The organism is Pseudomonas sp. GW823-FHT01D03, from assembly GCF_058798255.1.
This window is the reverse complement of sequence record NZ_JBXAKK010000001.1, coordinates 4,532,741-4,557,299: the sequence shown is the minus strand read 5'-3', so window position 1 is coordinate 4,557,299 and position 24,559 is coordinate 4,532,741. Positions and strand designations below refer to the sequence as shown.

The window sequence follows — 24,559 nt, the reverse complement described above, 5'->3', positions numbered from 1 at the left end:
TTTCTGTAAGATCTTGAATTTATTAGAAAAAGTGGTTGGAATAGAGATTAGACGGGCTATAATGCGGCGCAACAAATGCACTCGTAGCTCAGCTGGATAGAGTACTCGGCTACGAACCGAGCGGTCACAGGTTCGAATCCTGTCGAGTGCACCATTTAAGAGTTGTTTATAGCGATATAAAGAACTCGGCTTCAGCCAGTTGTGGTCTGGTTTAAAAACACACATGCACTCGTAGCTCAGCTGGATAGAGTACTCGGCTACGAACCGAGCGGTCACAGGTTCGAATCCTGTCGAGTGCACCATTTAAGAGTCGTTTGTAGCAATACAGGCAACTCGGCTTCAACCAGTTGTGATCTGGTCTAAAAACACAAAATGCACTCGTAGCTCAGCTGGATAGAGTACTCGGCTACGAACCGAGCGGTCACAGGTTCGAATCCTGTCGAGTGCACCATATTCAAGAAGCCCGCGTTTAACGCGGGCTTTTTGTTGTCTGCGATTTGGCTTTTCCTTTCACGCATCCCCTCTCATCAAAATCGACTTGAGCACTGCGGCCTCGTTTCAGCTCATAGCGATAGCTCGTCGTCGATGTTCGAATGTTCACTTTGTCCGGTTTGCCGAGCGCGCTTTCGACATCCTGTTGGCTCATGCCGGCAATCACTCGTTGATTGATGATCGCTGCGCGGCGCTGCCTGGCATCGATCAGGTTTCCACATTTATCCTCCAGGCGGCCAACGATGCCCGGTTCACGTCCCCTGATTGTCATACCGGATATTTCCTCATGGTTGTGTTCCGGCATGATCGGTACGACGGATCCGGGCGAGTAGGGGTGAACGTGCTGTGCCGAGCGCTGCTCGTCGTTCGCGCAACTCAGACTGGTGAAGGTGATGCCGCCGTCGGCTGCCTCGCAGCGGTGAAGGCTGGTGGTGGCCCCGGCGGGCGGCAGGCAGAGTAGGGTGATGAGTAAAAAACTGGATGTTGCAGAGCGCATTCGACGTCCTCCTTGACGGTCTACGCTCAAGGGTAGCCGCTACATTTTTGAGCGCCGGTGTGTTTTCTTTTCAGAATGAGTCGTCGCATTTGCAAGGATCAGGACAGCGCTCAGGTTTGTTTCGCAAGCGCTTGTTTCGGCCGAGATTTTTTAACGTTTAAAACCGTCAGGCGGTGTATCATTGCGCCCGTCAGCCCCGCCGGGGCTTATGGAAAACCTCCATGGACTTACCCAGTAGTTATTCAGTAGCCCGTTTCACCAATCATGAATTGACTGATTGATCCTTCCGGCGTGCCCCGCTGCTGGGAGTGGAGTTCGCCTATGTCCGAAATCGAAGTAAAGAAAACACAGGAAAGCCTGCAGGATCGCCTGGCTCAGGTCGTTGAGCTGCTGCAGCGCCAGAAGGTCGTCGAAGACCTGACTCATCGCCAGGAAGGCGCGCACCACGACCGGGTCGAGAACCTGGTTCACCGGCAGAACCTCGTCGAGCTGCAACGCAAACTCGATGATCTGCACTCCGCCGACGTTGCCTACATCCTTGAAGCCTTGCCGCTGGACGACCGTCTGACGCTCTGGCAACTGGTCAAGGCTGATCGAGACGGCGACATTCTTCTCGAAGTATCCGATTCCGTTCGTGAAACGCTGATCGCCGACATGGACGATCACGAGCTCCTGGCTGCGGCCAAGGACATGGACGCCGATGAACTTGCTGACTTGGCCTCCGAGCTGCCGCGAGACGTCGTCCATGAGCTGATGGAGACGCTCGACCAGCAGCAACGCGAGCGCGTGCGTTCGGCCCTGTCCTATGACGAGGAGCAGGTCGGTGCGCTGATGGACTTCGAGATGGTGACCATCCGTGAGGATGTCAGCCTCGAAGTCGTTCTGCGTTACCTGCGTCGGCTCAAAGAGCTGCCGGGCCATACCGACAAACTGTTCGTGGTCGATTACGACGGCGTGCTCAAGGGCGTGCTTCCAATCAAGCGTTTGCTGGTCAACGACCCGGAGAAACAGGTTTCTGAAGTCATGGCCAGCGATCCGGTGAGTTTTCACCCGGACGAAGACGCCTATGACGCGGCTCAGGCGTTCGAGCGTTACGACTTGATCTCGGCCCCGGTGGTCGACAAGAACGGCAAGCTGATCGGCCGTCTGACCATCGATGAAATGGTCGACCTGATTCGTGAGGAGAGCGAAAGCGAAGTCCTCAACATGGCCGGTCTGCGCGAAGAGGAAGACATCTTCGCCTCCGTCTGGAAATCCCTGCGCAACCGTTGGGCGTGGCTGGCGATCAACCTGATCACTGCCTTTGTCGCGTCGCGGGTGATCGGTCTGTTCGAAGGCTCGATCGAGAAACTGGTGGCGCTGGCGGCGCTGATGCCGATTGTGGCGGGTATCGGCGGCAACTCCGGTAACCAGACGATCACCATGATCGTGCGTGCCATGGCGCTTGACCAGGTCAGCACCGGCAACACCTCGCGTCTGATGCGCAAGGAGCTGGCGGTAGCGTTGATCAACGGTCTGGTCTGGGGCGGGGTGATCGGTGTGGTCGCCTACCTGCTTTACGGCAGTTGGTCGCTGGGCGTGGTGATGACGGCGGCGATGACCCTCAACCTGCTGCTCGCGGCGCTGATGGGGGTGTTGATCCCAATGACGCTGGCCAAGATGGGCCGCGACCCGGCGATGGGCGCCAGCGTGATGATCACGGCCATGACCGACAGTGGTGGCTTCTTCATCTTTCTGGGGTTGGCGACGATCTTCCTGCTCTGATTCTATGCAACGCAAAAGCCCGCCAATTGGCGGGCTTTTTTGTGCCTGTGTAGTTATCTGTAGTGAGGGGATTTATCCCCGATGGGTTGCGCAGCGACCCCGGAAGAGGGCCTGCTGCGCAGTCCGTCGGGGATAAATCCCCTCACCACAAAGTCTGCCTCGGATTGTCGTGATTAAAATCCGGGCAAAAAAAAGCCAGCACTTAAGCTGGCTTGAGATGTTCGATGTAACTCAGGACGCGTCTGCGGCCATCTCGGCATCGTGAGCGATCAGCGACACCAGAGCGTTCTGTTGACGATGAGACAGCTGGCGGAAGCGTTGCAGCAGCTCACGCTCGTGCAATGAAAGCTCCGGGCTGTCCAGGCGCATGCTCAACTCTTCGCCCAGTGCACCTTCCTGAATAAGACTCTGCTCAAGGCGCGCAATGATCTCGGAGTTCATGCTGCGATGATGATTGCGAGCCACCTCGGCAATGCGTTCACGCATTCCGTCTGGCAGACGTACGACGAACTTGTCAGCCGTACGGCTGGAATAAATTGCCTGTTTCAATGGGCGCATATATTTAACCGGTTAGTTCAGGGGAGCGGTTCTCGGGATTGGCCGCAGGATGTGTGGTAGGACAAGCATCCGCGCCAAATGGTTCAACCTGAATTGTTAAGAGGCCCGCATCATGCCTCAAAATTGCCAGATCATTGGCGTCAATTCTGTGACAAATATTGAGCTGGGTAAAGGCGTAATGCCAGCACCAATTATCAGAAATGCGGACTGGTTGGAAAACTTTGCCTCGACCCGCATCACTGGCCGCGTCCTGATGCACATCCATTGATGTCCGAAGACCTCAGAACGTGCATGCTATGCGGCTTTCGATCCTTGTTCCTTATGTGTACAGGATAGTGGCAATTTGCCGATTTACTAGGGCAACCACCCGTTGGAGGGCGTTTTCAGGATGGATGGCAGGCTTATTTATCTGATGGGACCCTCTGGCTCAGGCAAGGACAGCCTGATCGAGGCTGCGCGTGAGCCACTGCGGGTGATGAACTGCGAAATCATCCGCCGAGTGATCACCCGCTCGGCGGAATCGGTCGGTGAAGATGCCATCGGCGTATCGCCTGAAGAGTTCGAGCGACGCCAGCAAGCCGGGGATTTCGCGCTGGCATGGCACGCCAATGGGCTGGCTTACGGCATCCCGTCAGAAATCGACGAGTGGTTAAGTGCCGGACGGCATGTGCTGGTGAACGGTTCGCGCGCCAACCTGCGTCAGGCGCTGGAGCGCTATCCGACGCTGCTGCCAGTGCTGCTGACGGTCAAGGACGAGGTCTTGCGTGAACGCCTGCTCAGGCGTGGTCGGGAGACGCCTGAGCAGATCGATGCAAGGCTGGCACGTAATACGTTGTTCAAGGACAGAAGGGCAACTGACTTGCCTGTGCATCTGATCGACAATTCCGGCGACCTGACGGATGCCGTCAAGCAACTGCTGGACTTGATCCGGCTTAACGCAACACCGGATCAAACTTGATCCTGCGCCCGGCCACCAGGGCCAGCACAAACAACACCGCAAACACGCCGCAGCCAATCAGGGGCAGGGTGACTGAGGTTTCCTCGAACAGCGAAAAATGCACAACGCCACTCAATAAGGCGAGGATCAGAAATCCTGCGGCTGATCTGGACATGCTGTACTCCTGAAGATATTTCAAAAAACCAGACGTTCGGTGTCGCGCGTCGGCAATGCTTGCTCAGGCTCATTGACCGCCTGTGCCGCGAAGTCGCTCTGGTCACTCAGCACCGCCCACTGTGGCGCTTTCTGCACCTGCAAATAATGCGGCATACGCTGAGCCACCGGTTCAGCACTCTCTGGAACAAAATGAAAGCCAACCAAAACCGCCAGTGCGATTGCGTTTGCGAGCAGGAGAGTACTGTTCATGGGGCGGACTCCGGTTGAGCTGTTATGAGAACAGACAAAGCAGCCGGCGTGCCAACAGTCTAACCGCAGTGAAGTCCTTTAAAAACAAGGATTTGGAATGGTTTTTCACCGGGTGCGGGTTGCAATCTGCAATGATGGCTTTTTGCGGCAGTGCAAATTGCACGGTAAGTGTTCCCGCAGCATTGCAAGGCGCCTGCCTACACTTAAAAAGCCCACGGACGACATGACAAATCAGGGGCTGGCCGTTAACATGCACGCCGTCCGTCGCGCCGTCTCCGGCCGCGACAACTCAGTGTCTCAGTAGCTCAATTGGATAGAGCATCCCCCTCCTAAGGGGAAGGTTGGCAGTTCGAACCTGCCCTGGGACACCATCATTCAGAGCCTCGCCAAGGTTCGCAAAAAAGCCCCGCACAGGATGATCTGTCGGGGCTTTTTCATGCTCGTAATAAGTGGCTCAGTTCAGTGCTCCGCCGTCGGCCTTGCCAATTGAGGTGCTGACTTCGATCACATGCCGGCGCCCGTTGACCTCGTAACTGCGCCCATCTGCATCAACGTCCGGTTTGCGCAGTGCCAGTTGTGCAAACAAGCCGTGCTTCTCGTCGTAGCTGCCAAACCAGTCAACCAGTTTTCCGATGTAGCATTCGTTACCGATAATCACCGGCAGGTCGAAAACATCTTCCACCGAGTAATGCACCGGGCCGTAGCTGTAGTAATCGCTCTCGCCTGCGCCTGTTGCAGGAATCGGGCAAAGAGGCGTGCGTTGAGTGTCCGGTTTAGGGGGGCGTGCTTCGTTCGCCTTGGTGATTGCCTGATTGAGCGTTAGCCGCAGATCAGGCTCCAACTCAAAGGTGCTGGTGCCGTCATCCTTGTGTTGGGTGGTGGGCACGTTCAAGTAGTAGCCATATCGCACCGTCACGGTGGGCACTTCACGGTTGATCTTCAACGGATTGAGCAAGTAGATGTGATCAACGCCGTAGGCACCGTTGCGGTAGGCGAGGTAAATATTGCCCCGAGCCTTGATCCAGTACGCCGATTGGTTGGCTCCGCGATCATTGGTATAGAACAGCGCGCTTTCAGGCTCAGGAGACCTTTTGACAAAATGGTCACCGTCTCGGCGCCAGGTTTCCACGTAGGTAAACATGCCGGTGCCACCGGCGTAAGTCTGGACAATCAGGTCTCGTTGCCCGTCGCCGTCCATGTCCAGCAACGAGTAGGAGGTTTGACCGGTTTCTGCTGCCGCATCGATTTCGGTGGCGGTCAATGCCTTCCATTCATCCGGTGTAACGCCTTTGGGAATCGAAGCTGGAAAGTGCGTTTGCTCGCTGGGGTTTTCTTTGTCGGAGTCGCCTGAAAACGATGCCTCTTCAGAGTTGAAAGCCAGTGAAGCCAGCACTCGTTCAACCGCCACCTCGCGATTGCCGCCCTCGCTGGCCGCCTGAATGCTGCGTTGCAGATCTTCCAGAACCTGTTTGTCGATTCCGGTCGGTCTGTGCGCAACGGCATCCATCTGCTGCGCCCGTAATAATTTCAGCCGGTCACGATAACTTTGTTCAAGGCAAGCAATACCCGCTTCGCACTGATTACGTGTCTTGAGCCACAACCGTTGTGTGCGCTTGAGTTCAGATTGCTCATTACCGGAGATTTTCATCAGCTCCCGATAAGCCGCACCCATCTGCGCATCCAGCGCATACAACCCTCTATCCGCACAAACAGCCTTCTCCACGGCATTCGCCGCTTTCGCACAATCCATTCCGCCCGCCATCGCCTGCTGGAAAAACAGCAGCGCACAGGCGGACACGATGCAACGTCCTTTGATGTACACGAGATAAACCTTGTAGGGGGAAAGGTGAGTCGGTGCGCAGGTTAATCGCTGCGCGAGGAATATTGAAGTGTCCGCTTCAGAGAACGTCACTTGTGGCCGATAACCCACTCGGTGACTTAAAAGTCGCGTGAAATCGCTTGATAGCATTTGGCCGGCAGCTATCATCTGCGCGCCTGAAATTGCCCTCACTTCAATTGCCTGGAAATCCTCGATGCTGTCGTATCACCAAAAGAGTTTTCTGATCGTCGATGATTTCTCGGATTTCCGCAGTTCCGTACGCTCGATGCTGCGCGAACTGGGGGTCAAGGATGTGGATACCGCCGATACCGGCGAGCAGGCGCTGAAGATGTGTGCGCAGAAGTCCTACGATTTCATCCTGCAGGATTTCCACCTCGGCGACGGCAAGAAGAACGGCCAGCAGGTGCTGGAAGACCTGATGTCGGAAAAGCTCATCAGCCATGAAGCGGTGTTTGTCATGGTCACGGCCGAGACCAGTCAGGCAATGGTGCTCAGTGCCTTGGAGCACGAGCCGGATGCGTACCTGACCAAGCCGTTCAACCGCTCCGGCCTGGCGCAGCGCCTGGAGCGTCTGGAGCAGCGCAAGACGTTGCTCAAACCGATTCTGCAAGCCCTTGATCGCGGTAAACCGGTCGAGGTGCTCAATGCCTGTATTGCGCTGTGCAAGCAGGACATCCGTTATTCGCCGCTGTGCCTGCGTTATCGCGCCGATGCGCTGCGCGATATGAATCAGAACGAAGCCCTTGAACGCCTCTACGACAGCATCATTGCTGATCGGCCGTTGCCGTGGGCGTTTGCCGGGCTGGGCAAGTTGCTGTTCAAGCGTGGGCAAGTGGCGCAGGCCAAAGATGTCTACGAAAAAGCGCTGAAAGTGTTCCCGATGATGCCGGCGTTGTACGACGGCATGGCCGATGTGCTGGTCGCCGAGGGCGACACCAAGGGCGCGCAGCGGGTGCTGGAGGAGGCGATTCGTTTGTCGCCGCTGGCGGTGCGCCGGCAGGCGTTGCTCGGCAAACTGGCGATGACCAACGAGGATTTCGACACCGCGTCCCGGGCCTATCGTCAGGCGGTGGTGCAGGGCGCGCAGTCGCGTTTCAAGGACCCGGAAAGCAACCTCGGCCTGGCCCATGCCTTGATCAGCAAGGGCAGTGAGCGCGGGCTCGATACGCGCACCCGGCTGGAGATCAACACCACGCTCAGCGCCGTCGCCAAAGAGAATCCGTCTGACCCCGGCCTGCAGATTCGTGCGCGCCTGATGAAGGCCACCAGTCTGCTGCTCAACGATGCCGAGACCGCCGACAAGCTCACCGAACAAGCGCTGATGCGCCTCGACGGCATGGAGCAGTTCATGAGTCCCGAGGCGGCGCTGCTGGTCGCCAAGCAATTGCAGATGCTCGGTCAGGCCGAGGCGGGCACGTCGATGCTCAAGAGCTGTGCGGAGATCTACGGTGACGATCCGGCGGTGATGAAAGACATCGCCAAGCTTACTGACGACCCGACTATCCTCAGTTCGAGCAACGCCGCGGCCGACCTCAACCGGCAGGGTGTGCGTGTGTACAAGACCGGCAACCTGGTGGAGGCCCGCGAAGTCTTCCGCAAGGCGCTGAAGATGCAACCGAAAAACATCAGTATCGCGCTGAACATGGCCCAGTCGCTGCTGCACGGCACCGACACCAGTGTGCCGTCGGCGGAGCTGGAAGAATGTCGGGCCTGCCTGAAAATGGTCGGCCTGATGCCCGACACCGACGCGCGTTTTGCGCGTTATCAGAAGCTGAAAAGCAAGGCGTTTGGCGAATGAACCAAGACGAGCAGGCTCTGGATTTCTCCACGGTGATTGCCTCCACCGTTCACGACATGAAGAACTCGCTGGCGATGCTGATGCAGGCCCACAGCCAGTGGCTGGCGCGCTTGCCCGAGGGGCAGCGCGCAGGAGCGGAGCAGGGCGTGATCGACTTCGAGTTCGCCCACCTCAACGGCATGCTGGTGCAGTTGCTCGGGCTGTACAAACTCGGCGTCAACCAGTTGCCGCTGCAACCGGCGTATCACGAGCTGGATGATTTCATCGAGGCGCAACTGGCCGCGCATCAAGAGGTGTTCGCCAGTCGCGGGATCATTGCTACCTACGAAGTCGATCCGCTGAGCCCGCTGGGTTTCTTCGATCGCGAATTGGTTGCCTCGGTATTGGGCAACTGCATCAACAACGCCATTCGTTATGCCCGCGAGTCGCTGCTGATTACCGTCAGCGACGAGGCCGGGCAACTGGTACTGAGCATCAACGATGACGGCGACGGTTACCCGGCCGAGATGCTCGAACGTCAAGCCGATTATGTGCAGGGCATCAATCACGGCAGCGGCAGCACCGGCCTGGGCCTGTATTTCGCCAATCGCATTGCTGCTTTGCATCAGCGCAATGGCGTGGTCGGGCACACCGAAATTCGCAATGGCGGGCCGTTGGGTGGCGGGGTGTTCAGCCTCTACCTGCCGTGACCCGACACTGCCCAATGTAGGAGCTGCCGCAGGCTGCGATCTTTTGACTTTTTTTTAAGATCAAAAGATCGCAGCCTGCGGCAGCTCCTACACAGCAATTCGATGGTGGCCTTTTTTGTTTGACGCTGCTTGATATTCCGAACAGCCGGAGCCTATTTTGTACGGGTCGCCGTTCGCGGCTCGCACAATAACAAGGATTGCGTCATGACAACCGATGGCCAGGGTTCACTCGCGCAGCGACTGACCGGCATTGATGAGATTGAATGTGTCACGCCGGATTTGAACGGCGTGCCGCGCGGCAAGGTGATGACCGCCGAGGGTTTTCTCGAAGGACGGCGTTTGCAGATGGCGCGGGGTGTGCTGCTGCAATGCATCATGGGCGGTTATCCGCCGGCGCGGTTTTACGGTAGTGATGACGGCGATCTGGCGCTGGTGGCCGAGCCGAGCATGATCCATCCCCTGCCATGGAGCGACGAGCCACGTGCCCTGGCCATCTGCGATGCCGACGAACTGAGCGGCGAAAGCTCCAACCTGTCGACCCGCGGTCAATTGAAGAAAGTCATTGCCCGGTACGCCGCACGCGGTCTGGCGCCGGTAGTGGCGACCGAGCTGGAATTCTTCGTCTTCGCGCCGAACACTGATCCGACCCAGCCGTTCCGTCCGCCAGTCGGCCTCGACGGACGTCGCGAGGATGGGCAGTCGGCCTTCAGCGTCAGTTCCAATAACGGTCTGCGGCCGTTCTTCAGTGAAGTCTATAAATGCATGGCCGCCCTCGGCCTGCCGCGCGATACCTTCATGCATGAAATGGGCGTCAGCCAGTTCGAGATCAATCTGCTGCACGATGATCCGCTGTTGCTGGCCGACCAGACCTTCCTGTTCAAACACCTGCTCAAGGAAGTCGCGCTCAAGCATGGTCTGAGCGTGGTGTGCATGGCCAAGCCGCTGGCGCACACGCCGGGCAGTTCGATGCACATTCACCAGAGCCTGGTCGAGATCGCCACCGGCAAGAATGTGTTCAGCGACGAGGACGGCCAGCCGACCGCGATGTTCCGCCATTTCATCGGCGGGCAGCAGGCGGGCATGGCCGATTTCACTGCGCTGTTTGCGCCGAACGTGAACTCCTATCAGCGTTTGTGCCACCCGTATGCGTCGCCGAACAATGCCTGCTGGTCGCACGACAACCGCGCCGCAGGGCTGCGGATTCCGGCCAGTTCGCCGGTGGCTCGTCGCGTGGAAAACCGCTTGCCGGGCGCCGACGCCAACCCGTATCTGGCGATTGCCGCGAGTCTGGCCGCCGGCTTGCATGGGATCGAGCATGAGCTGGAACCGACTGCGGCGATTCAGGGCGAATTCGAAGTGCCGGACAATCTTTCGCTGCCGTGTACCTTGCATGCCGCACTCGAACGTCTGAAACGTAGCCAATTGGCCAGGGAACTGTTCGGACAGGAGTTCATCGAAGGCTACATCGCTTCGAAGACCATGGAGTTGACCAGCTTCTTTGATGAAATCACTCCCTGGGAACGGCGTGTTCTAGCAGCCCAGGCCTGACTAACTGTCGCCGTCGGGCTATCGTCTGGATAGCCCGATACTCACTGCAAGGAGCCGCTCGGAACGCCGATGCGCCAAATCTGGAAATCCTTTCGAGCGCTGTATTTCGCCTCGCTGATGATGTTGATCGGCTCGGGCCTTCTATCTACTTACCTGGCATTGCGCCTGGCCGCTGACAATGTCGACGGGCTGTGGGTCGGTGCGCTGATGGCGGCCAACTATTTCGGCCTGGTGCTGGGCGGCAAGATCGGTCACCGCTTGATCGCCCGGGTCGGACACATTCGGGCGTATTCGGCGTGTGCCGGGATCGTCGGCGCGGCGGTGCTCGGGCATGGCCTGGTCGACTGGCTGCCGGCGTGGCTGGTGCTGCGGACCATCGTCGGTCTGGGCATGATGTGCCAATACATGGTGATCGAGAGCTGGCTCAACGAGCAGGCCGACGCCAACCAGCGCGGTCTGGTGTTCAGTGGCTACATGATCGCTTCGTATCTGGGGCTGGTGCTCGGTCAACTGATTCTGGTCATGCACCCGGGCCTCGGTCTGGAGCTGCTGATGCTGGTCGCGCTGTGTTTTGCCCTGTGTCTGGTGCCGGTGGCGCTGACCCGCCGGATTCACCCGGCGCCACTGCATCCGGCACCGATGGAACCGCGCTTCTTTATCAAGCGGGTGCCGCAGTCGTTGAGCACGGTGCTGGGCGCCGGCTTGATCATCGGCTCGTTCTACGGTCTGGCGCCGCTGTATGCGTCGCAGCAGGGGCTGTCGACCGAGCAGGTCGGTCTGTTCATGGGTAGCTGCATTTTTGCCGGACTGCTGGTGCAGTGGCCGTTGGGCTGGCTGTCCGATCGTTATGACCGGGCACTGCTGATTCGCTGCTTTGCCGGGTTCCTGGCGGTGGCGGCGTTGCCGTTGGCGATCCTGCCGCAGGTGCCCCTGGAGGTTCTGTTTGTCGTCGGGTTCATGTGTTCACTGGTGCAGTTCTGCCTGTACCCGCTGGCGGTGGCGTTCTCCAATGACCACGTCGAGGGTGATCGCCGGGTGTCGCTGACGGCGATGCTGCTGGTGACCTACGGTGTCGGCGCGAGCATCGGCCCGCTGCTGGCCGGGGTGCTGATGAAGCTGTTCGGCAGCCAGAGCCTGTATGCGTTTTTCAGCTTTTTTGCGTTGGTGCTGGTGTGGCGCATCCGGCCGAAAGCGGTGACCAATCTGCATCAGGTCGACGACGCGCCGCTGCACCACGTGGCGATGCCGGACAGCATGTCCAGCTCGCCGCTGGTGGCCGCCCTCGACCCGCGGGTGGATGAGCAGGTGGTGCAGGAGCAGATGCAGACCACGGTTACGCCAGAACCGGAACCGGAGCCAGAACCCGAAGTGCAGCCTGAAGCGGCGGTGGAAACTGATCCGGCTGATGAGGATGATAAACCAGCACCGGATATCAGTGGGGCCAGACCCTGAATCGGGTGAGAGTAAGGCTGCTCAGAGACAGACACTGTAACTGTGGCGAGGGAGCTTGCTCCCGCTGGACTGCGCAGCAGGCCCCGCTTGCCACATAAAGGGTGGGGGCGCTCGCGCCCCAGCGGGAGCAAGCTCCCTCGCCACAGGTGTCCGGTGCTGGCAGAGGATTTCTGGCATAAAAAAGGGCAGTCCCGCCAGGGACTGCCCTTTCTATTTGCTCGTACGAATCACATATCGTCTTTATCGAACCGGCGTGCTTCACGCTGCAGCTGATAAACGAAGCGCTCGACATTGCGCGCCGCCTGGCCACTGATGTTGTGAAAGCGCAGGCCGGCGAAGGTGATGTTGAGCTTTTCTTCGAAGTGCAGATAACGCAGCTCGACCGAGATAGGTTGATTGCCGAACAGCGGGGTGGCGATCATGCGGTCGTAGACCTGACCCAGTTGCAGGCGGTCGGTGATGTCGCCTTCAAAGCGCAGCTTGCAGCCGGTGGCGGAAATATCCAGCAGTTTGCCGTTGATTGGCGCCTTGAGCTTTTCGCCGCCGAGCTCGACGCTGACCAGATCGGTCAGCTTCAGAGCTGCGCGAAAGGCGTTGCGGCGCTGGTGGTAAACCACTTCGGTCGGCAGCTCGCCGGTGTAGAAGCGATCGCCCTCGGACTCTTCAATGTTCAGCGTACCGGTGCATTCCCAAGCGATGCGCACGCCATCGTGGAAGCCTTCGACCTTGAACGGTTCGCCCGCCAGCAGAAAACGCTCGCCATCGCGCGGGATCATTTCATCCAGGGCAATCGTTGCCGTTTCCCGGTCAACCTTGATCAGGTAACTCTGGAAGCGCTGACTGCGCTCGTGGAACGTGATGATCAGCGGGTCGTGGCTTTCTTGCAGCTGGCGCAGGTTGCTGGAGATTTCCAGGGGCGTGGTCAGCACCTTTGGGGGCTGCGGACTGTCATCCGCGCTTAGGGCGTTTGGCACGTTTTCTCAATCTCCAGACAAAATTTGACTATAACTAGCCAGCATTTTGCCAGCATGTTTCGCGGGTTGATAGTGCAGGCACATCGAATGGCTCACGCCTGGCTGAGGGTGCGCGGCTTGGTCGGTTTGGCAAATGTGCCAGAAGCGTCATACAGCGCTGGCGGCTCGCCCCCGGTGAGGATTTTCAGTTGATTGGCCGTGGCGGCCTGCTGAATCTGGATCGACTGGCCGTTTTTCACATTGGCGGCCTGGCACTGGGCAATCAGGTCGGTCAGTACATCGCTCTGGGACAGCAACTGATCGCCAATGCTCGACTGGCTGGCCAGTTGCTCCAGGCCCTGACGGTCGAGCGGCAGGTTGAGGCTGGCAAGGATTTCGCTGCGCTTGCGGCCATGCTGTTCAAGCAGAATGATCAATGCCTGTTTGCGCGCCAGAATGTCTTCGAGCAATGGCATGTCACGACCGTGCAAAGCGAGGGACTCGGTTTGCAGCAACTCCAGCAATTGTTGAGCTGGAGCAAAGTCGTCGATGATCAGTTGCAATAAATTAGTGTCGTGCATGGCTGGCCTTGGGTTCTAAGCGTCCAAAAGCCTGGCGCCGGCAAAAGCCTAGCGCTGGGCTTCGAAGTTGAGCAGTTTGCTGGCTACACGGTTGCTGTCGACTTTATAGCTGCCATCGGCAATCGCTGCTTTCAACTCGGCCACGCGGGCTTTGTCGACGGCAGGCTGATCGCGCAGCTTGTCAGTGACCTTCTGCAACTGTTGAGCCTCATTGCTGAGGTGTACCGATTCCCCGCTTTTTGCGGTACTGGCCGTTTCGGCCTGGGTATTCAGCGGCGCGGAGGTGCCGGATTCGGCGGTTTCCTTGGCGTTGCTGGTACGTGTACTGCCCGTAAGTGACGAGGAGCTGTTCAGACGGCTGAAATCGATGACCATGTTAAAAACCTCTGGGAATTTGGACGCTTGCCATGTTTTCGGCCATTCCCTGGAAAACTTTAGGCTCACTTTGCAATGAGCTGCATGTGCCGAAGCGTGTCCTGCTGCGGCACAGTTTAGGGAAGCGTCGGGGCTGGCGCCAGTTTTCTGCGAGAGCGTTTTACATGGCCACTTCCACCTGGCCCGGCGCAACGACTTGCGCCTTGATCACCCGGTTGGAATTGAGGTTTTTCACCCGAATCTGTTCTTTCAGACCGCCGTTGGCCAGGGCTTCACCGGGCATGCGCACGGCGAGCGTGCCACTGCGGGCGGTGATGACCACTTGATCACCTTTGCGCACCACTTCTGCCTGTTCCAGATGCACCAGAGTAATGACCTGATCGGCGACCGTTGGTCGGGTTAATTTCTGCCCGATCGCCTCGTCTACCGAGGTCAGGAAACCTTGATTGATCACACTGACGTCGCGCTCGCGCAAGGTCACATCCTGCGGCCCGATAATCCCGGCGCGCTTGAGCGGACGGGTGGTGGTGACAATCTCGCGAAACAGGCGGACTTGAGCGGGCACGAACACCGTCCACGGCGAGCTTCCCTCGCACCGGACCTTGACCGTAACCCGGCCCAGCGGCCGCGCCGGGCTCTCCAGCGACGCTGTCAATTCCTTGTCGCACATAGGCATGCGCATGCGCGGGTCGAGCTGGTTGACCTCGATTTCGTAGCGGCCTTCCGTTTGACTGGTAGCCAGATAGTCTTCTACGGTGAACTCAAGAAAGCCCTGAGTGACGCCGATAAGCATGTCAGGCAAGGTAACCGTATCAGCACCGGCAGGGCTGCCAGCGAAGAAGAAGCAGACGGCAGACACCGCGCACAGCGCTTTGCGGGTGCGGGAGGTCAGGCGTCGAAAAAATGTCGTTTGAGCGTTCATACGAGTTAAAAAGCAAGCGCCGTGCCGTTTAGCAATGAATGTGCGTCGCAACAACACTTGGCGTTGGTGTAGGAGTCTGGGCATGGCTGGTGTAATGGATTCGGTAAACCAGCGCACGCAACTGGTGGGGCAGAATCGCCTGGAGCTGTTGTTGTTCCGTCTCGACGGCCAACAGCTCTACGGAATCAACGTGTTCAAGGTGCGGGAAGTGCTGCAATGCCCGTCGTTGACGTTGATGCCCAAGTCCAGTCCTGTCGTGTGCGGGGTGGCGAATATCCGGGGGGCGACCATTCCGATCCTTGATCTGGCAATGGCGACCGGTTCCGGGGCGTTGAAAGACAAGAACAGTCCGTTCGTGATCATCACGGAGTACAACACCAAGACCCAGGGTTTCCTGGTCCGCTCGGTGGAGCGCATCGTCAACATGAACTGGGAAGAGATCCATCCACCGCCCAAGGGCACCGGGCGCGATCACTACCTGACGGCTGTGACTCGGGTCGACAATCAGTTAGTCGAAATCATCGATGTCGAGAAGGTGCTGGCGGAAGTGGCGCCGACGCCTGAGGCGATTTCGGTCGGTGTGGTCGATGTCGAAACCCAGAGCAAGGCGTTGTCGCTGCGGGTGCTGACGGTCGATGACTCGTCGGTGGCGCGCAAGCAGGTCACGCGTTGCCTGCAGACGATCGGGGTCGAAGTGGTGGCGCTGAACGACGGCAAGCAGGCGCTGGATTACCTGCGCAAGCTGGTCGAAGAGGGCAAGAAGCCGGAAGAAGAGTTCCTGATGATGATTTCCGACATCGAGATGCCGGAGATGGACGGGTACACCCTGACGGCGGAGATCCGCAGCGACCCGCGCATGCAAAAGCTTCATATCATCCTGCATACTTCGTTGTCGGGGGTATTCAATCAGGCGATGGTCAAGAAAGTCGGTGCCGATGACTTCCTGGCCAAATTCCGTCCTGATGACCTGGCATCCCGGGTAGTCGACCGGATCAAAGCAGCAGATATCAGCTAGGGGCCTTTTGTCCCTGGCGGTCAACACGATTTAAGAGGCGGCATCATTGTCTACGGGTAATTTGGATTTCGAACAATTCCGGGTCTTCCTGGAAAAAGCCTGTGGCATTTTGCTCGGTGAAAACAAGCAGTACCTGGTCTCGAGCCGTCTCAACAAACTGATGGAGCAGCAAGGCATCAAGTCCCTGGGTGAGCTGGTACAGCGCATCCAGACCCAGCCGCGCAGCGGTTTGCGCGAGCAGGTGGTCGATGCCATGACGACCAACGAAACCCTTTGGTTTCGGGACACCTATCCGTTTGAAGTCTTGAAGAACAAGGTGCTGCCCGAGGCGATCAAGGCCAGTCCCAACCAGCGTCTGCGGATCTGGTCGGCGGCGTGCTCGTCGGGTCAGGAACCGTATTCGCTGTCGATGTCGATCGATGAGTTCGAGCGCAGCAACCTCGGTCAGTTGAAGATGGGCGTGCAGATTGTTGCCACGGACTTGTCCGGCAGCATGCTGACCAACTGCAAGACCGGCGAGTACGACAGCCTGGCGATCGGCCGCGGTTTGTCCGCCGATCGTCTGCAGCGCTACTTCGATCCGAAAGGGCCGGGGCGTTGGGTGATCAAGGCGCCGATCAAGAACCGGGTGGAATTCCGTTCGTTCAACCTGCTCGACAGTTACGCGAGTCTGGGCAAGTTCGACATCGTGTTCTGCCGCAACGTGCTGATCTACTTCTCCGCCGAGGTGAAGAAAGACATCCTGTTGCGCATTCACAGCACGCTGAAGCCGGGTGGGTACCTGTTCCTTGGCGCGTCCGAAGCGCTGAACGGTTTGCCGGATCATTACCAGATGGTCCAGTGCAGCCCGGGGATCATTTACCAGGCGAAGTGATTGCATCGGCAATACGAAAAAACGGCAGGCCCGCAAAGGCCTGCCGTTTTTTTGTGCCTGAATTATCTCCCTCACACACCACAAATCCCCTGTGGGAGCGGGCTTGTCCGGTGTCGGTGGGAGGGGGCAAGCGGCAGAAAAGCGGCATCTGGCGGAAACCGTTTGCCGCTTTTCTGGCATTGCCGCTTTGCCGACTCCTCGCAAAGCCCCGGTTTACGGGGGTTGTTCTGTTTGGCACGGCGCTTGCTAAAGCTCAGTTACGAAAAACCGGTCACCCGAAGGTTCCCGACATGAGCATCAGCTTCGATAAAGCGCTCGGCATTCACGAAAAGGCATTGGGCTTCCGCGCCCAGCGTGCCGAAGTGTTGGCCAACAACATCGCCAACGCCGATACCCCGAACTACAAGGCTCGGGATCTGGACTTCTCCAAAGTGCTTGAAGCACAGACCCAGAAGAACGCCAACGGCACCATCGCCCTGAACATGACCAACAGCCGTCACATCGAAGCTGAAGGCCTGGGCAATGGCGACGAGTCGCTGATGTATCGCACGCCGATGCAGCCTTCGATCGACCAGAACACCGTGGACGCTCAGCTTGAGCAGTCGAACTACGCGGAAAACGCGGTCGGCTTCCAGGCCAGCTTCACCCTGCTCAACAGCAAATTCAAAGGGCTGGTGTCAGCCCTGCGCGGAGAGTAATCCATGTCCCTGTCCAGCGTTTTCAACATTGCCGGCAGCGGCATGAGCGCACAAACCACGCGTCTGAACACCGTGGCTTCGAACATCGCCAACGCCGAAACAGTCTCGTCGAGCATCGACCAGACCTACCGCGCCCGTCACCCGGTGTTCGCCACCATGTTCCAGGGCGGCCAGAACACTGGCAGCAACTCGCTGTTCCAGAGCCAGGACGCCGCAGGGCAGGGCGTGCAGGTACTCGGCGTGGTCGAAGACCAGAGCAACCTCGAAGCGCGTTACGAGCCGAACCATCCGGCCGCTGACGCCAAAGGCTACGTCTACTACCCGAACGTCAACGTGGTGGAAGAAATGGCTGACATGATTTCCGCGAGCCGTTCGTTCCAGACCAACGCCGAAATGATGAACACCGCCAAAACCATGATGCAGAAGGTACTGACCCTCGGTCAGTGATAAGGGGCGACTGCCATGAGTGTTTCCGATACCACCAGCAGCCTGAGCATGAATGACATCCTGGCGAACTCCTCGAAGAAAACGAGCAGTTCGACCACCGGCGGCATTGCTTCGGCCACCAACAGCACCACCGGCGGCCAGGCACTGGGCAAGGATGCGTTTCTGCAACTGCTGGTCACCCAGCTGAAAAACCAGAACCCGCTCGATCCGCAGGACAACAGTGCCTTCGTAGCACAGTTGGCGCAGTTCAGCAGCCTTGAGGGCATCACCACCCTCAACAGCACCGTCAGTTCGCTGGCCGGCAACTATAGCTCCTCGCAAGCCCTGCAGGCGTCGTCGCTGGTTGGCCGCAACGTGATCGTGCAGACCAACACCGTGCAATTGGACGACCCGAGCAAAGGCATGACCGGTTCGGTCACCGTGCCGTCGTCGATTGCCGGTGGCACCGTCAGCATTACCGACAGCAGCGGCACGGTGGTTCGCACCATCGATCTGGGCAGTCGCGCCGCAGGCAGCGCAAGCTTCACCTGGGACGGCAAGGACAAGGACGGCAATCTGGTCAAGACCGGTACCTATACCGTCAAAGCCAACGCCTCGATCAATGGCACCGCGACCGACCTGGCGACCTACCTGCCAGCCACGGTCAACAGCGTGACCATCAGCCAGACCGGTGGCGAGCTGATGCTCAACCTGTCCGGCAAGGGCACCGTCGCCCTGTCCAAAGTACAAACCATTGGTATATAGAGCCGACTAACCGGCACAAAGGAGTGGAATATGTCTTTCAATATCGGCCTTAGCGGTCTCTATGCAGCCAACAAACAACTGGACGTGACCGGCAACAACATCGCCAACGTCGCGACCGCCGGTTTCAAATCGTCCCGTGCAGAATTCGAAGACGTCTACTCGTCGACCCGTCTGGGCAGTGGCAGCAAGGTAATCGGTAACGGTGTACGTCTGGCCAACGTTTCTCAGCAGTTCACCCAGGGTGATATCAACAACACCGGTAACGTGCTGGACATGGGTATCAACGGTTCCGGCTTCTTCACCATGAGCAACAACGGCTCGATCTCTTATACCCGTGCCGGTACGTTCAAGGTCGACAATGCCGGTTACATCACCAACACCGACTACACCTCGCGTCTGCAGGGTTACGGTGTGGATGCCAATGGCAAGATCGTCAATGGTGTGTTGACTGACCTGAAGATCGACACTTCCAACCTGGCGCCGAAGTCCACCTCGCTGGTGACCTCGACCATCAACCTGAACTCGACCGCTCCAGTGATCGACGACACAGTGCCCGCCGGCAAGTTCGATCCGAACAACCTCGCGACCTACACCAAGTCGTTCAGCACGCCGATCTATGACAGTCAGGGCAACATGCACCCGATGGATCAGTACGTGGTCAAGACCGGTGCCAACACCTGGAAGGTCTACACCCTGGTAGACGGTCGTAACCCGGACGCTACCGGTAGCGATCCGAAGGTCACCGCGCCGACACCTTCGACCATGACATTTGACTCCGCTGGCAAGCTGACTCAGGTCAGCACTCTGCCGGGTCCGGTGATCAGCAGTGACCTCAAGCTCAGTGGCTGGGTCCCGGGTAATGTGATCAACGGTACGTTCAAGCCTAATGGTGCGGCCGCGAACCCGGCAGGCATCACCATCTCCATGGCTCAGACCACCCAGTACAACGCCGATACCGCCCGTTCGATCCCGACTCAGGATGGTTACGCCACTGGCCAGATCACCAACCTGACCATCGACGGCACCGGCACCCTGTTCGCCAATTTCAGCAACAACCAGAGCAAGGCCATCGGCCAGGTTGCCCTGGCCAGCTTCACCAACGAACAGGGCCTGCAGGCTATCGGTGGTACCAGCTGGAAAGAAACCTTCGCTTCCGGTATTCCGGGCTACGACGCGCCGAAAACCGGGACCTTGGGTGAGGTGGTGTCTAACTCGCTGGAAGAGTCGAACGTTAACCTGACCAACGAGCTGGTGGACCTGATCAAGGGCCAGAGCAACTATCAGGCGAACGCGAAGACCATTTCGACCCAGAGCACCATCATGCAGACCATCATTCAGATGACCTGATTGCGGTTTCTGGTTGTACAAGGGAGCCCCTCTTTTTGAGGGGCTTTTTTGTGGGCTATTGTTTTGTGGGCTTATCCGTTGCTGCGGTAACGGCTACTTAGGGTTTCGCCCTTACGGCGAGTCACTTTTGCAGATGCCCAAAAGTAACCAAAACGCTTCAGCCCCAACGTTCGGCCCTCGCCGAGGCTCGGGTTCCTTCGCTCCCGCCGCCGGATCAATCCCTCCACTCAGCCTGCCGACGGGGCCGTGAAGATCAAAAGCTGCAGCCGAGCTTGCGCTCATCCTGTTGAGTGGGGCGGCTTTGCCGCATGGGCTGTACGCTTTCTGAATTGTAGGAGCCAGCCTGCTGGCGATGGCGGCCTGACAGCCGACCAATCTCTTGCCGGTGTACTCAATCCTTGTGGGAGCTGGCTTGCTCGCGAAGGCGGCCTGACAGCCGACCAATCTCTTGCCGGTGTACTCAATCCTTGTGGGAGCTGGCTTGCTCGCGAAGGCGGTCTGACAGCCGACCAATCTCTTGCCGGTGTACTCAATCCTTGTGGGAGCTGGCTTGCTCGCGAAGGCGGTCTGACAGCCGACCAGTCTCTTGCCGGTGTACTCAATCCCTGTGGGAGCGGGCTTGCTCGCGAAGGCGGTCTGACAGCCGACCAATCTCTTGCCGGTGTACCCGATCCTTGTGGGAGCTGGCTTGCCAGCGATAGCGGCCTGTGAGCCGACCAATCTCAGTCAGATTCACATAATCACTACAGCAGCCTCGTTTCACTCGACAGTTCCTGCACGTAAATGGCAGGCAAAAGAAAACCCCCGACAAACCAGAGGTCTGTCGGGGGTTTTCTTTTGCCTGGAAGCATCAGGCGTCTCGCGACGCCTGACCCGGCTCAGCTTATTGGCAAGCTTCGCAATCCGGCTCGTCGATCGCGCAAGCCTTTGGCACTGGAGCTGGACCTGCCGGAGCTGCCAGAACCGAATCGTCGCCGTGGTTGCCGCCGCTGGAAACAGCGTTCAGCTTGCCGGTGTTGATGGTCGACTTCTCGGTGCTGGTCGCAGCCAGGGCACGGAGGTAGTAAGTGGTTTTCAGACCACGGTACCAGGCCATGCGGTAGGTCACGTCGAGTTTCTTGCCCGAGGCGCCGGCGATGTACAGGTTCAGCGACTGGGCCTGGTCGATCCACTTCTGACGACGGCTGGCGGCGTCAACGATCCACTTGGTGTCCACTTCGAACGCGGTCGCGTAGAGCTCTTTGAGTTCTTGCGGGATGCGCTCGATCTGCTGCACCGAACCGTCGTAGTACTTCAGGTCGTTGATCATGACCGAGTCCCACAGACCGCGAGCCTTGAGGTCGCGAACCAGGTACGGGTTGATCACGGTGAATTCGCCCGACAGGTTCGATTTCACATACAGGTTCTGGTAGGTCGGTTCGATCGACTGCGATACGCCGGTGATGTTGGCGATGGTCGCGGTCGGTGCGATGGCCATGATGTTGGAGTTACGAATGCCTTTCTGTACACGGGCGCGAACCGGTGCCCAGTCCAGGGTTTCGTTCAGGTCAACGTCGATGTACTTCTGACCGCGTTGTTCGATCAGGATCTGTTGCGAATCCAGTGGCAGGATGCCTTTGGACCACAGCGAACCGTTGAAGGTCTCGTACGCGCCACGCTCATCGGCCAGGTCGCAGGACGCCTGGATCGCGTAGTAGCTGACCGCTTCCATCGACTTGTCGGCGAACTCGACGGCAGCGTCGGAACCGTAAGGGATGTGCTGCAGGTACAGCGCGTCCTGGAAGCCCATGATGCCCAGACCGACCGGACGGTGGCGGAAGTTGGAGTTCTTCGCTTGCGGCACCGAGTAGTAGTTGATGTCGATCACGTTGTCGAGCATGCGCACGGCGGTGTTCACGGTGCGTTGCAGCTTGGCGGTGTCCAGCTTGCCGTCGACGATGTGGTTCGGCAGGTTGATCGAGCCCAGATTGCAAACGGCGATCTCATCCTTGTTGGTGTTCAAGGTGATCTCGGTGCACAGGTTCGAGCTGTGAACCACGCCGACGTGCTGCTGCGGGCTACGCAGGTTGCACGGGTCTTTGAAAGTCAGCCATGGGTGGCCGGTTTCGAACAGCATGGAGAGCATTTTGCGCCACAGGTCTTTGGCCTGGATGGTCTTGAACAGCTTGACCTTGCCCGGGTACTCGGTCAGGGCTTCGTAGTACTCGTAGCGCTCTTCGAAGGCTTTACCGGTCAGGTCGTGCAGGTCAGGAACTTCGGATGGCGAGAACAGGGTCCACTTGCCGTCATCGAAGACGCGCTTCATGAACAGGTCAGGGATCCAGTTGGCGGTGTTCATGTCGTGGGTACGACGACGATCATCACCGGTGTTCTTGCGCAGTTCGATGAACTCTTCGATGTCCATGTGCCAGGTTTCCAGGTAGGCACACACAGCGCCTTTGCGCTTGCCACCCTGGTTAACGGCTACGGCGGTGTCGTTCACTACTTTCAGGAACGGAACCACGCCTTGCGACTTGCCGTTGGTGCCTTTGATGTACGAACCCAGGGCACGCACAGGGGTCCAGTCGTTGCCCAGGCCGCCAGCGAATTTCGACAGCATGGCGTTGTCGTGGATCGCGTGGTAGATGCCCGACAGGTCGTCCGGAACGGTGGTCAGGTAGCAGCTCGACAGCTGTGGACGCAGGGTACCGGCGTTGAACAGAGTCGGGGTCGAAGCCATGTAGTCGAATGAGGACAGCAGGTTGTAGAACTCGATCGCACGGTCTTCTTTCTGCTTCTCTTCGATCGCCAGGCCCATGGCCACGCGCATGAAGAAGATCTGCGGCAGTTCGAAACGCACGCCATCCTTGTGGATGAAGTAACGGTCGTACAGGGTCTGCAGGCCCAGGTAGGTGAATTGCTGATCGCGCTCGTGGTTGATCGCCTTGCCCAGTTTTTCCAGGTCGAAGGTGGCCAGCACAGGGTTCAGCAGTTCGAACTCGATACCTTTGGCGATGTAAGCCGGCAGCGCCTTGGCGTACAGATCGGCCATTTCGTGGTGAGTGGCGCTTTCGGCCACACCCAGGAAGCCCAGACCTTCGGCGCGTAGGGTGTCCATCAGCAGGCGAGCGGTGACGAACGAGTAGTTCGGCTCACGTTCAACCAGGGTACGCGCGGTCATCACCAGTGCGGTGTTGACGTCGTTCAGGGCCACGCCGTCGTACAGGTTTTTCAGGGTTTCGCGCTGGATCAGATCGCCATCGACTTCAGCCAGGCCTTCGCAGGCTTCGGTGACGATGGTGTTCAGGCGGCCCATGTCCAGCGGCGCGAGGCTGCCGTCGGCGCGGGTGATGCGGATCGACGGGTGTGCGTTGACAGCCGCTTCTACCGGAGCGTGGGCAGCGCGTTCTTTCGAGCGGCCGTCACGGTAGATCACGTAGTCACGAGCGACTTTCTGCTCGCCGGCACGCATCAGGGCCAGTTCGACCTGGTCCTGGATTTCTTCGATGTGGATGGTGCCGCCCGACGGCATGCGACGCTTGAAGGTCGCGGTGACCTGTTCGGTCAGGCGCGCAACGGTGTCGTGGATTCGCGACGAAGCGGCAGCGGTGCCGCCCTCAACTGCGAGAAACGCTTTGGTGATAGCGACGGTGATCTTGTCATCGGTGTAAGGAACGACAGTGCCATTACGCTTGATCACGCGCAGTTGACCAGGCGCGGTGGCGGCCAGATCCGAATTCGAATCGGCGGCCTGCGGCAAGGTGCCCTGCGGGTTCTCGCGAGTTGTGTCGGTTTGCATGGGGGGTGATCTCCACATTCTCTATGTTTGTTTGGGCACCATCATGGTGCTCACCGTTCTGGTCCGAAGCACTACAACCGACGGGCGTCGGGCATAACAACTTCGGATCAGTAGGAAAAAGGCTAATGACGCCGCATCCTTGCCGAAGTTTTTGGCTGCGAGCCAGGGCTCGAGCCGGATTCCTTCCCGGGTGACAGTAATGACTGCAACACCCGTACCGTTCCGGTCGTTTCCGACCTGAAAAACGGCGCCATCCGCAAGTGCGGTTTGGGCTTTGAAAAACTTGCTTGGTTCAACCGGAAACTGGCAATAAAGCGCTTGAGTTTCAGGTCCGAAATGTGGTTGGTCGCCTGAGCGGAAAACCCTATATGTAGGGTCTCTCCTCGCGCCGTGCTACAAGATAATGCGTTTCGAGAGGGCTTGCAACGTACTAGCTGTGGATAAACCTGTGCGTAAATTGTGTAAGAAACCAGGAATTCCCGTGTAGGCCGCGAACCTGCTGAGCTAGACCGTTTGTCACTGTTTTTCACCCGGGAAAAACGCCTCAGCGGAATTTTAAGGGCGCGAACCCTACCACAAAAAACCGCCGTGTCCGAACGCATTTGGCGACTTGTGTTCTGGCTGTACGCCGTTTATACAATCGAGCGGTGCTTACCCATTCTTATCCTCCTGAAAGATGACAAAAAGACCGGAGAAATGTGGGAGCGGGCTTGCTCGCGAAAGCGGTGGGTCAGGCAATGTTCATGTTGACCATGCCGCCGTCTTCGCGAGCAAGCCCGCTCCCACAGGGGAATCGAGTCAGGCCGAGCATTCTTCCTTATTAAT

General features: G+C 58.4%; 22 protein-coding genes and 4 tRNA genes. 16 read left to right on the top strand and 10 right to left on the bottom strand.

All coding sequences use genetic code 11. From position 1 onward, the window contains the following. Nucleotides 1-77: 77 nt before the first annotated feature. The 3 genes from AC1RBR_RS20100 to AC1RBR_RS20090 all read left to right on the top strand — a co-directional run bounded on the left by AC1RBR_RS20100 (nucleotide 78) and on the right by AC1RBR_RS20090 (nucleotide 451). Nucleotides 78-154: transfer RNA gene (locus tag AC1RBR_RS20100), tRNA-Arg, on the top strand. 71 nt (nucleotides 155-225) lie between these two features. After that, nucleotides 226-302 (top strand) — tRNA-Arg (locus AC1RBR_RS20095). Between the two features lie 72 nt (nucleotides 303-374). After that, nucleotides 375-451, top strand: a tRNA-Arg gene (locus tag AC1RBR_RS20090). Between the two features lie 18 nt (nucleotides 452-469). On the opposite strand, the gene AC1RBR_RS20085 is transcribed toward AC1RBR_RS20090, so the two are convergent. Continuing rightward, on the bottom strand, nucleotides 470-988 hold the full coding sequence (locus AC1RBR_RS20085; RefSeq protein ID WP_492566268.1) for a cell envelope protein SmpA: 519 nt from the start codon (nucleotides 986-988) through the stop codon (nucleotides 470-472). 321 nt (nucleotides 989-1,309) lie between these two features. Here AC1RBR_RS20085 and mgtE point away from each other — a divergent pair, with 321 nt between their 5' ends. Next, entirely contained in the window at nucleotides 1,310-2,752 is a 1,443-nt protein-coding gene (gene mgtE, locus AC1RBR_RS20080; RefSeq protein ID WP_027612263.1) for a magnesium transporter, read from the top strand. Between the two features lie 231 nt (nucleotides 2,753-2,983). Here mgtE and AC1RBR_RS20075 read toward each other — a convergent pair whose 3' ends face one another. Then, nucleotides 2,984-3,310 carry an Arc family DNA-binding protein gene (locus tag AC1RBR_RS20075; RefSeq protein ID WP_003178899.1) on the bottom strand — a complete coding sequence of 109 codons (327 nt, stop codon included), beginning with the start codon at nucleotides 3,308-3,310 and terminating at the stop codon, nucleotides 2,984-2,986. Between the two features lie 388 nt (nucleotides 3,311-3,698). On the opposite strand from AC1RBR_RS20075, the gene phnN reads away from it, so the two are divergent. Further along, on the top strand, nucleotides 3,699-4,268 hold the full coding sequence (gene phnN / locus AC1RBR_RS20070) for a phosphonate metabolism protein/1,5-bisphosphokinase (PRPP-forming) PhnN (protein WP_492566266.1): 570 nt from the start codon (nucleotides 3,699-3,701) through the stop codon (nucleotides 4,266-4,268). On the opposite strand, the gene AC1RBR_RS20065 is transcribed toward phnN, so the two are convergent. Next, nucleotides 4,243-4,422, bottom strand: coding sequence for a PA3371 family protein (locus tag AC1RBR_RS20065; protein WP_027612267.1), 180 nt, complete (start codon nucleotides 4,420-4,422; stop codon nucleotides 4,243-4,245). The two genes, phnN and AC1RBR_RS20065, sit on opposite strands and share 26 nt — an antisense overlap. A gap of 20 nt (nucleotides 4,423-4,442) precedes the next feature. Next, a complete protein-coding gene (locus tag AC1RBR_RS20060) occupies nucleotides 4,443-4,673 on the bottom strand; it encodes a hypothetical protein (protein ID WP_003227247.1) in 231 nt (76 codons plus the stop codon). Nucleotides 4,674-4,967: 294 nt separating this feature from the next. Between AC1RBR_RS20060 and AC1RBR_RS20055 the strand changes: the two genes are divergently transcribed. Then, nucleotides 4,968-5,044: transfer RNA gene (locus tag AC1RBR_RS20055), tRNA-Arg, on the top strand. A gap of 83 nt (nucleotides 5,045-5,127) precedes the next feature. Here the strand turns inward: AC1RBR_RS20055 and AC1RBR_RS20050 are convergent. Then, a complete protein-coding gene (locus AC1RBR_RS20050) occupies nucleotides 5,128-6,495 on the bottom strand; it encodes a lysozyme inhibitor LprI family protein (protein ID WP_492566264.1) in 1,368 nt (455 codons plus the stop codon). A 211-nt stretch (nucleotides 6,496-6,706) separates the two neighbouring features. On the opposite strand from AC1RBR_RS20050, the gene AC1RBR_RS20045 reads away from it, so the two are divergent. From AC1RBR_RS20045 to AC1RBR_RS20030, 4 genes are all read left to right on the top strand, one after another. Then, complete coding sequence (locus AC1RBR_RS20045) at nucleotides 6,707-8,311, top strand: response regulator (RefSeq protein ID WP_492566262.1); 1,605 nt, start codon at nucleotides 6,707-6,709, stop codon at nucleotides 8,309-8,311. Further along, entirely contained in the window at nucleotides 8,308-9,000 is a 693-nt protein-coding gene (locus AC1RBR_RS20040) for a sensor histidine kinase (RefSeq protein ID WP_095137133.1), read from the top strand. Before AC1RBR_RS20045 ends, AC1RBR_RS20040 begins: the two co-directional genes overlap by 4 nt. Nucleotides 9,001-9,306: 306 nt before the next feature. Continuing rightward, complete coding sequence (locus AC1RBR_RS20035; protein WP_492567261.1) at nucleotides 9,307-10,548, top strand: glutamine synthetase family protein; 1,242 nt, start codon at nucleotides 9,307-9,309, stop codon at nucleotides 10,546-10,548. Nucleotides 10,549-10,617: 69 nt separating this feature from the next. Beyond that, on the top strand, nucleotides 10,618-12,000 hold the full coding sequence (locus AC1RBR_RS20030; protein WP_492566260.1) for an MFS transporter: 1,383 nt from the start codon (nucleotides 10,618-10,620) through the stop codon (nucleotides 11,998-12,000). Nucleotides 12,001-12,227: 227 nt separating this feature from the next. On the opposite strand, the gene AC1RBR_RS20025 is transcribed toward AC1RBR_RS20030, so the two are convergent. The 4 genes from AC1RBR_RS20025 to flgA form a co-directional block, all read right to left on the bottom strand. Continuing rightward, on the bottom strand, nucleotides 12,228-12,974 hold the full coding sequence (locus AC1RBR_RS20025) for a flagellar brake protein (RefSeq protein ID WP_095137136.1): 747 nt from the start codon (nucleotides 12,972-12,974) through the stop codon (nucleotides 12,228-12,230). A gap of 92 nt (nucleotides 12,975-13,066) precedes the next feature. Next, nucleotides 13,067-13,534, bottom strand: coding sequence for a flagella synthesis protein FlgN (locus AC1RBR_RS20020; protein ID WP_492566258.1), 468 nt, complete (start codon nucleotides 13,532-13,534; stop codon nucleotides 13,067-13,069). Nucleotides 13,535-13,582: 48 nt separating this feature from the next. Then, on the bottom strand, nucleotides 13,583-13,909 hold the full coding sequence (gene flgM / locus AC1RBR_RS20015; RefSeq protein ID WP_007917589.1) for a flagellar biosynthesis anti-sigma factor FlgM: 327 nt from the start codon (nucleotides 13,907-13,909) through the stop codon (nucleotides 13,583-13,585). A gap of 160 nt (nucleotides 13,910-14,069) precedes the next feature. Then, the gene (gene flgA / locus AC1RBR_RS20010; protein WP_115984176.1) at nucleotides 14,070-14,831 is read right to left on the bottom strand and encodes a flagellar basal body P-ring formation chaperone FlgA; all 762 of its coding nucleotides are present in this window, start codon (nucleotides 14,829-14,831) and stop codon (nucleotides 14,070-14,072) included. 82 nt (nucleotides 14,832-14,913) lie between these two features. On the opposite strand from flgA, the gene AC1RBR_RS20005 reads away from it, so the two are divergent. The 6 genes from AC1RBR_RS20005 to flgE all read left to right on the top strand — a co-directional run bounded on the left by AC1RBR_RS20005 (nucleotide 14,914) and on the right by flgE (nucleotide 19,956). Next, nucleotides 14,914-15,846: a chemotaxis protein CheV gene (locus AC1RBR_RS20005; RefSeq protein WP_095137138.1), complete on the top strand. Its 933-nt coding sequence runs from the start codon at nucleotides 14,914-14,916 to the stop codon at nucleotides 15,844-15,846. A 46-nt stretch (nucleotides 15,847-15,892) separates the two neighbouring features. Continuing rightward, nucleotides 15,893-16,720 carry a protein-glutamate O-methyltransferase CheR gene (gene cheR, locus AC1RBR_RS20000; protein ID WP_007963053.1) on the top strand — a complete coding sequence of 276 codons (828 nt, stop codon included), beginning with the start codon at nucleotides 15,893-15,895 and terminating at the stop codon, nucleotides 16,718-16,720. A 290-nt stretch (nucleotides 16,721-17,010) separates the two neighbouring features. Further along, on the top strand, nucleotides 17,011-17,418 hold the full coding sequence (gene flgB / locus AC1RBR_RS19995) for a flagellar basal body rod protein FlgB (protein WP_007917581.1): 408 nt from the start codon (nucleotides 17,011-17,013) through the stop codon (nucleotides 17,416-17,418). Nucleotides 17,419-17,421: 3 nt separating this feature from the next. Continuing rightward, complete coding sequence (flgC, locus tag AC1RBR_RS19990; RefSeq protein ID WP_007963049.1) at nucleotides 17,422-17,865, top strand: flagellar basal body rod protein FlgC; 444 nt, start codon at nucleotides 17,422-17,424, stop codon at nucleotides 17,863-17,865. A gap of 15 nt (nucleotides 17,866-17,880) precedes the next feature. Beyond that, on the top strand, nucleotides 17,881-18,609 hold the full coding sequence (flgD, locus tag AC1RBR_RS19985) for a flagellar hook assembly protein FlgD (RefSeq protein WP_166497744.1): 729 nt from the start codon (nucleotides 17,881-17,883) through the stop codon (nucleotides 18,607-18,609). Between the two features lie 30 nt (nucleotides 18,610-18,639). Further along, on the top strand, nucleotides 18,640-19,956 hold the full coding sequence (gene flgE / locus AC1RBR_RS19980) for a flagellar hook protein FlgE (RefSeq protein ID WP_253151010.1): 1,317 nt from the start codon (nucleotides 18,640-18,642) through the stop codon (nucleotides 19,954-19,956). An 883-nt stretch (nucleotides 19,957-20,839) separates the two neighbouring features. On the opposite strand, the gene AC1RBR_RS19975 is transcribed toward flgE, so the two are convergent. Then, nucleotides 20,840-23,734, bottom strand: a complete 2,895-nt coding sequence (locus AC1RBR_RS19975) for a ribonucleoside-diphosphate reductase subunit alpha (RefSeq protein WP_047599692.1) — start codon at nucleotides 23,732-23,734, stop codon at nucleotides 20,840-20,842. Between the last annotated feature and the right edge of the window lie 825 nt (nucleotides 23,735-24,559).

Bases quoted from the DNA above. Each gene is read 5' to 3' on its own strand.
- flgB (WP_007917581.1), top strand. From the start codon at position 17,011: ATGAGCATCAGCTTCGATAAAGCGCTCGGCATTCACGAAAAGGCATTG.
- AC1RBR_RS20030 (WP_492566260.1), top strand. From the start codon at position 10,618: ATGCGCCAAATCTGGAAATCCTTTCGAGCGCTGTATTTCGCCTCGCTG.
- AC1RBR_RS20045 (WP_492566262.1), top strand. From the start codon at position 6,707: ATGCTGTCGTATCACCAAAAGAGTTTTCTGATCGTCGATGATTTCTCG.
- AC1RBR_RS19975 (WP_047599692.1), bottom strand. From the start codon at position 23,734: ATGCAAACCGACACAACTCGCGAGAACCCGCAGGGCACCTTGCCGCAG.
- flgD (WP_166497744.1), top strand. From the start codon at position 17,881: ATGAGTGTTTCCGATACCACCAGCAGCCTGAGCATGAATGACATCCTG.
- AC1RBR_RS20075 (WP_003178899.1), bottom strand. From the start codon at position 3,310: ATGCGCCCATTGAAACAGGCAATTTATTCCAGCCGTACGGCTGACAAG.
- flgE (WP_253151010.1), top strand. From the start codon at position 18,640: ATGTCTTTCAATATCGGCCTTAGCGGTCTCTATGCAGCCAACAAACAA.
- flgC (WP_007963049.1), top strand. From the start codon at position 17,422: ATGTCCCTGTCCAGCGTTTTCAACATTGCCGGCAGCGGCATGAGCGCA.
- AC1RBR_RS20035 (WP_492567261.1), top strand. From the start codon at position 9,307: ATGACCGCCGAGGGTTTTCTCGAAGGACGGCGTTTGCAGATGGCGCGG.
- AC1RBR_RS20060 (WP_003227247.1), bottom strand. From the start codon at position 4,673: ATGAACAGTACTCTCCTGCTCGCAAACGCAATCGCACTGGCGGTTTTG.
- AC1RBR_RS20020 (WP_492566258.1), bottom strand. From the start codon at position 13,534: ATGCACGACACTAATTTATTGCAACTGATCATCGACGACTTTGCTCCA.
- flgA (WP_115984176.1), bottom strand. From the start codon at position 14,831: ATGAACGCTCAAACGACATTTTTTCGACGCCTGACCTCCCGCACCCGC.
- AC1RBR_RS20085 (WP_492566268.1), bottom strand. From the start codon at position 988: ATGCGCTCTGCAACATCCAGTTTTTTACTCATCACCCTACTCTGCCTG.
- flgM (WP_007917589.1), bottom strand. From the start codon at position 13,909: ATGGTCATCGATTTCAGCCGTCTGAACAGCTCCTCGTCACTTACGGGC.
- phnN (WP_492566266.1), top strand. From the start codon at position 3,699: ATGGATGGCAGGCTTATTTATCTGATGGGACCCTCTGGCTCAGGCAAG.
- mgtE (WP_027612263.1), top strand. From the start codon at position 1,310: ATGTCCGAAATCGAAGTAAAGAAAACACAGGAAAGCCTGCAGGATCGC.
- AC1RBR_RS20040 (WP_095137133.1), top strand. From the start codon at position 8,308: ATGAACCAAGACGAGCAGGCTCTGGATTTCTCCACGGTGATTGCCTCC.
- AC1RBR_RS20005 (WP_095137138.1), top strand. From the start codon at position 14,914: ATGGCTGGTGTAATGGATTCGGTAAACCAGCGCACGCAACTGGTGGGG.
- AC1RBR_RS20065 (WP_027612267.1), bottom strand. From the start codon at position 4,422: ATGTCCAGATCAGCCGCAGGATTTCTGATCCTCGCCTTATTGAGTGGC.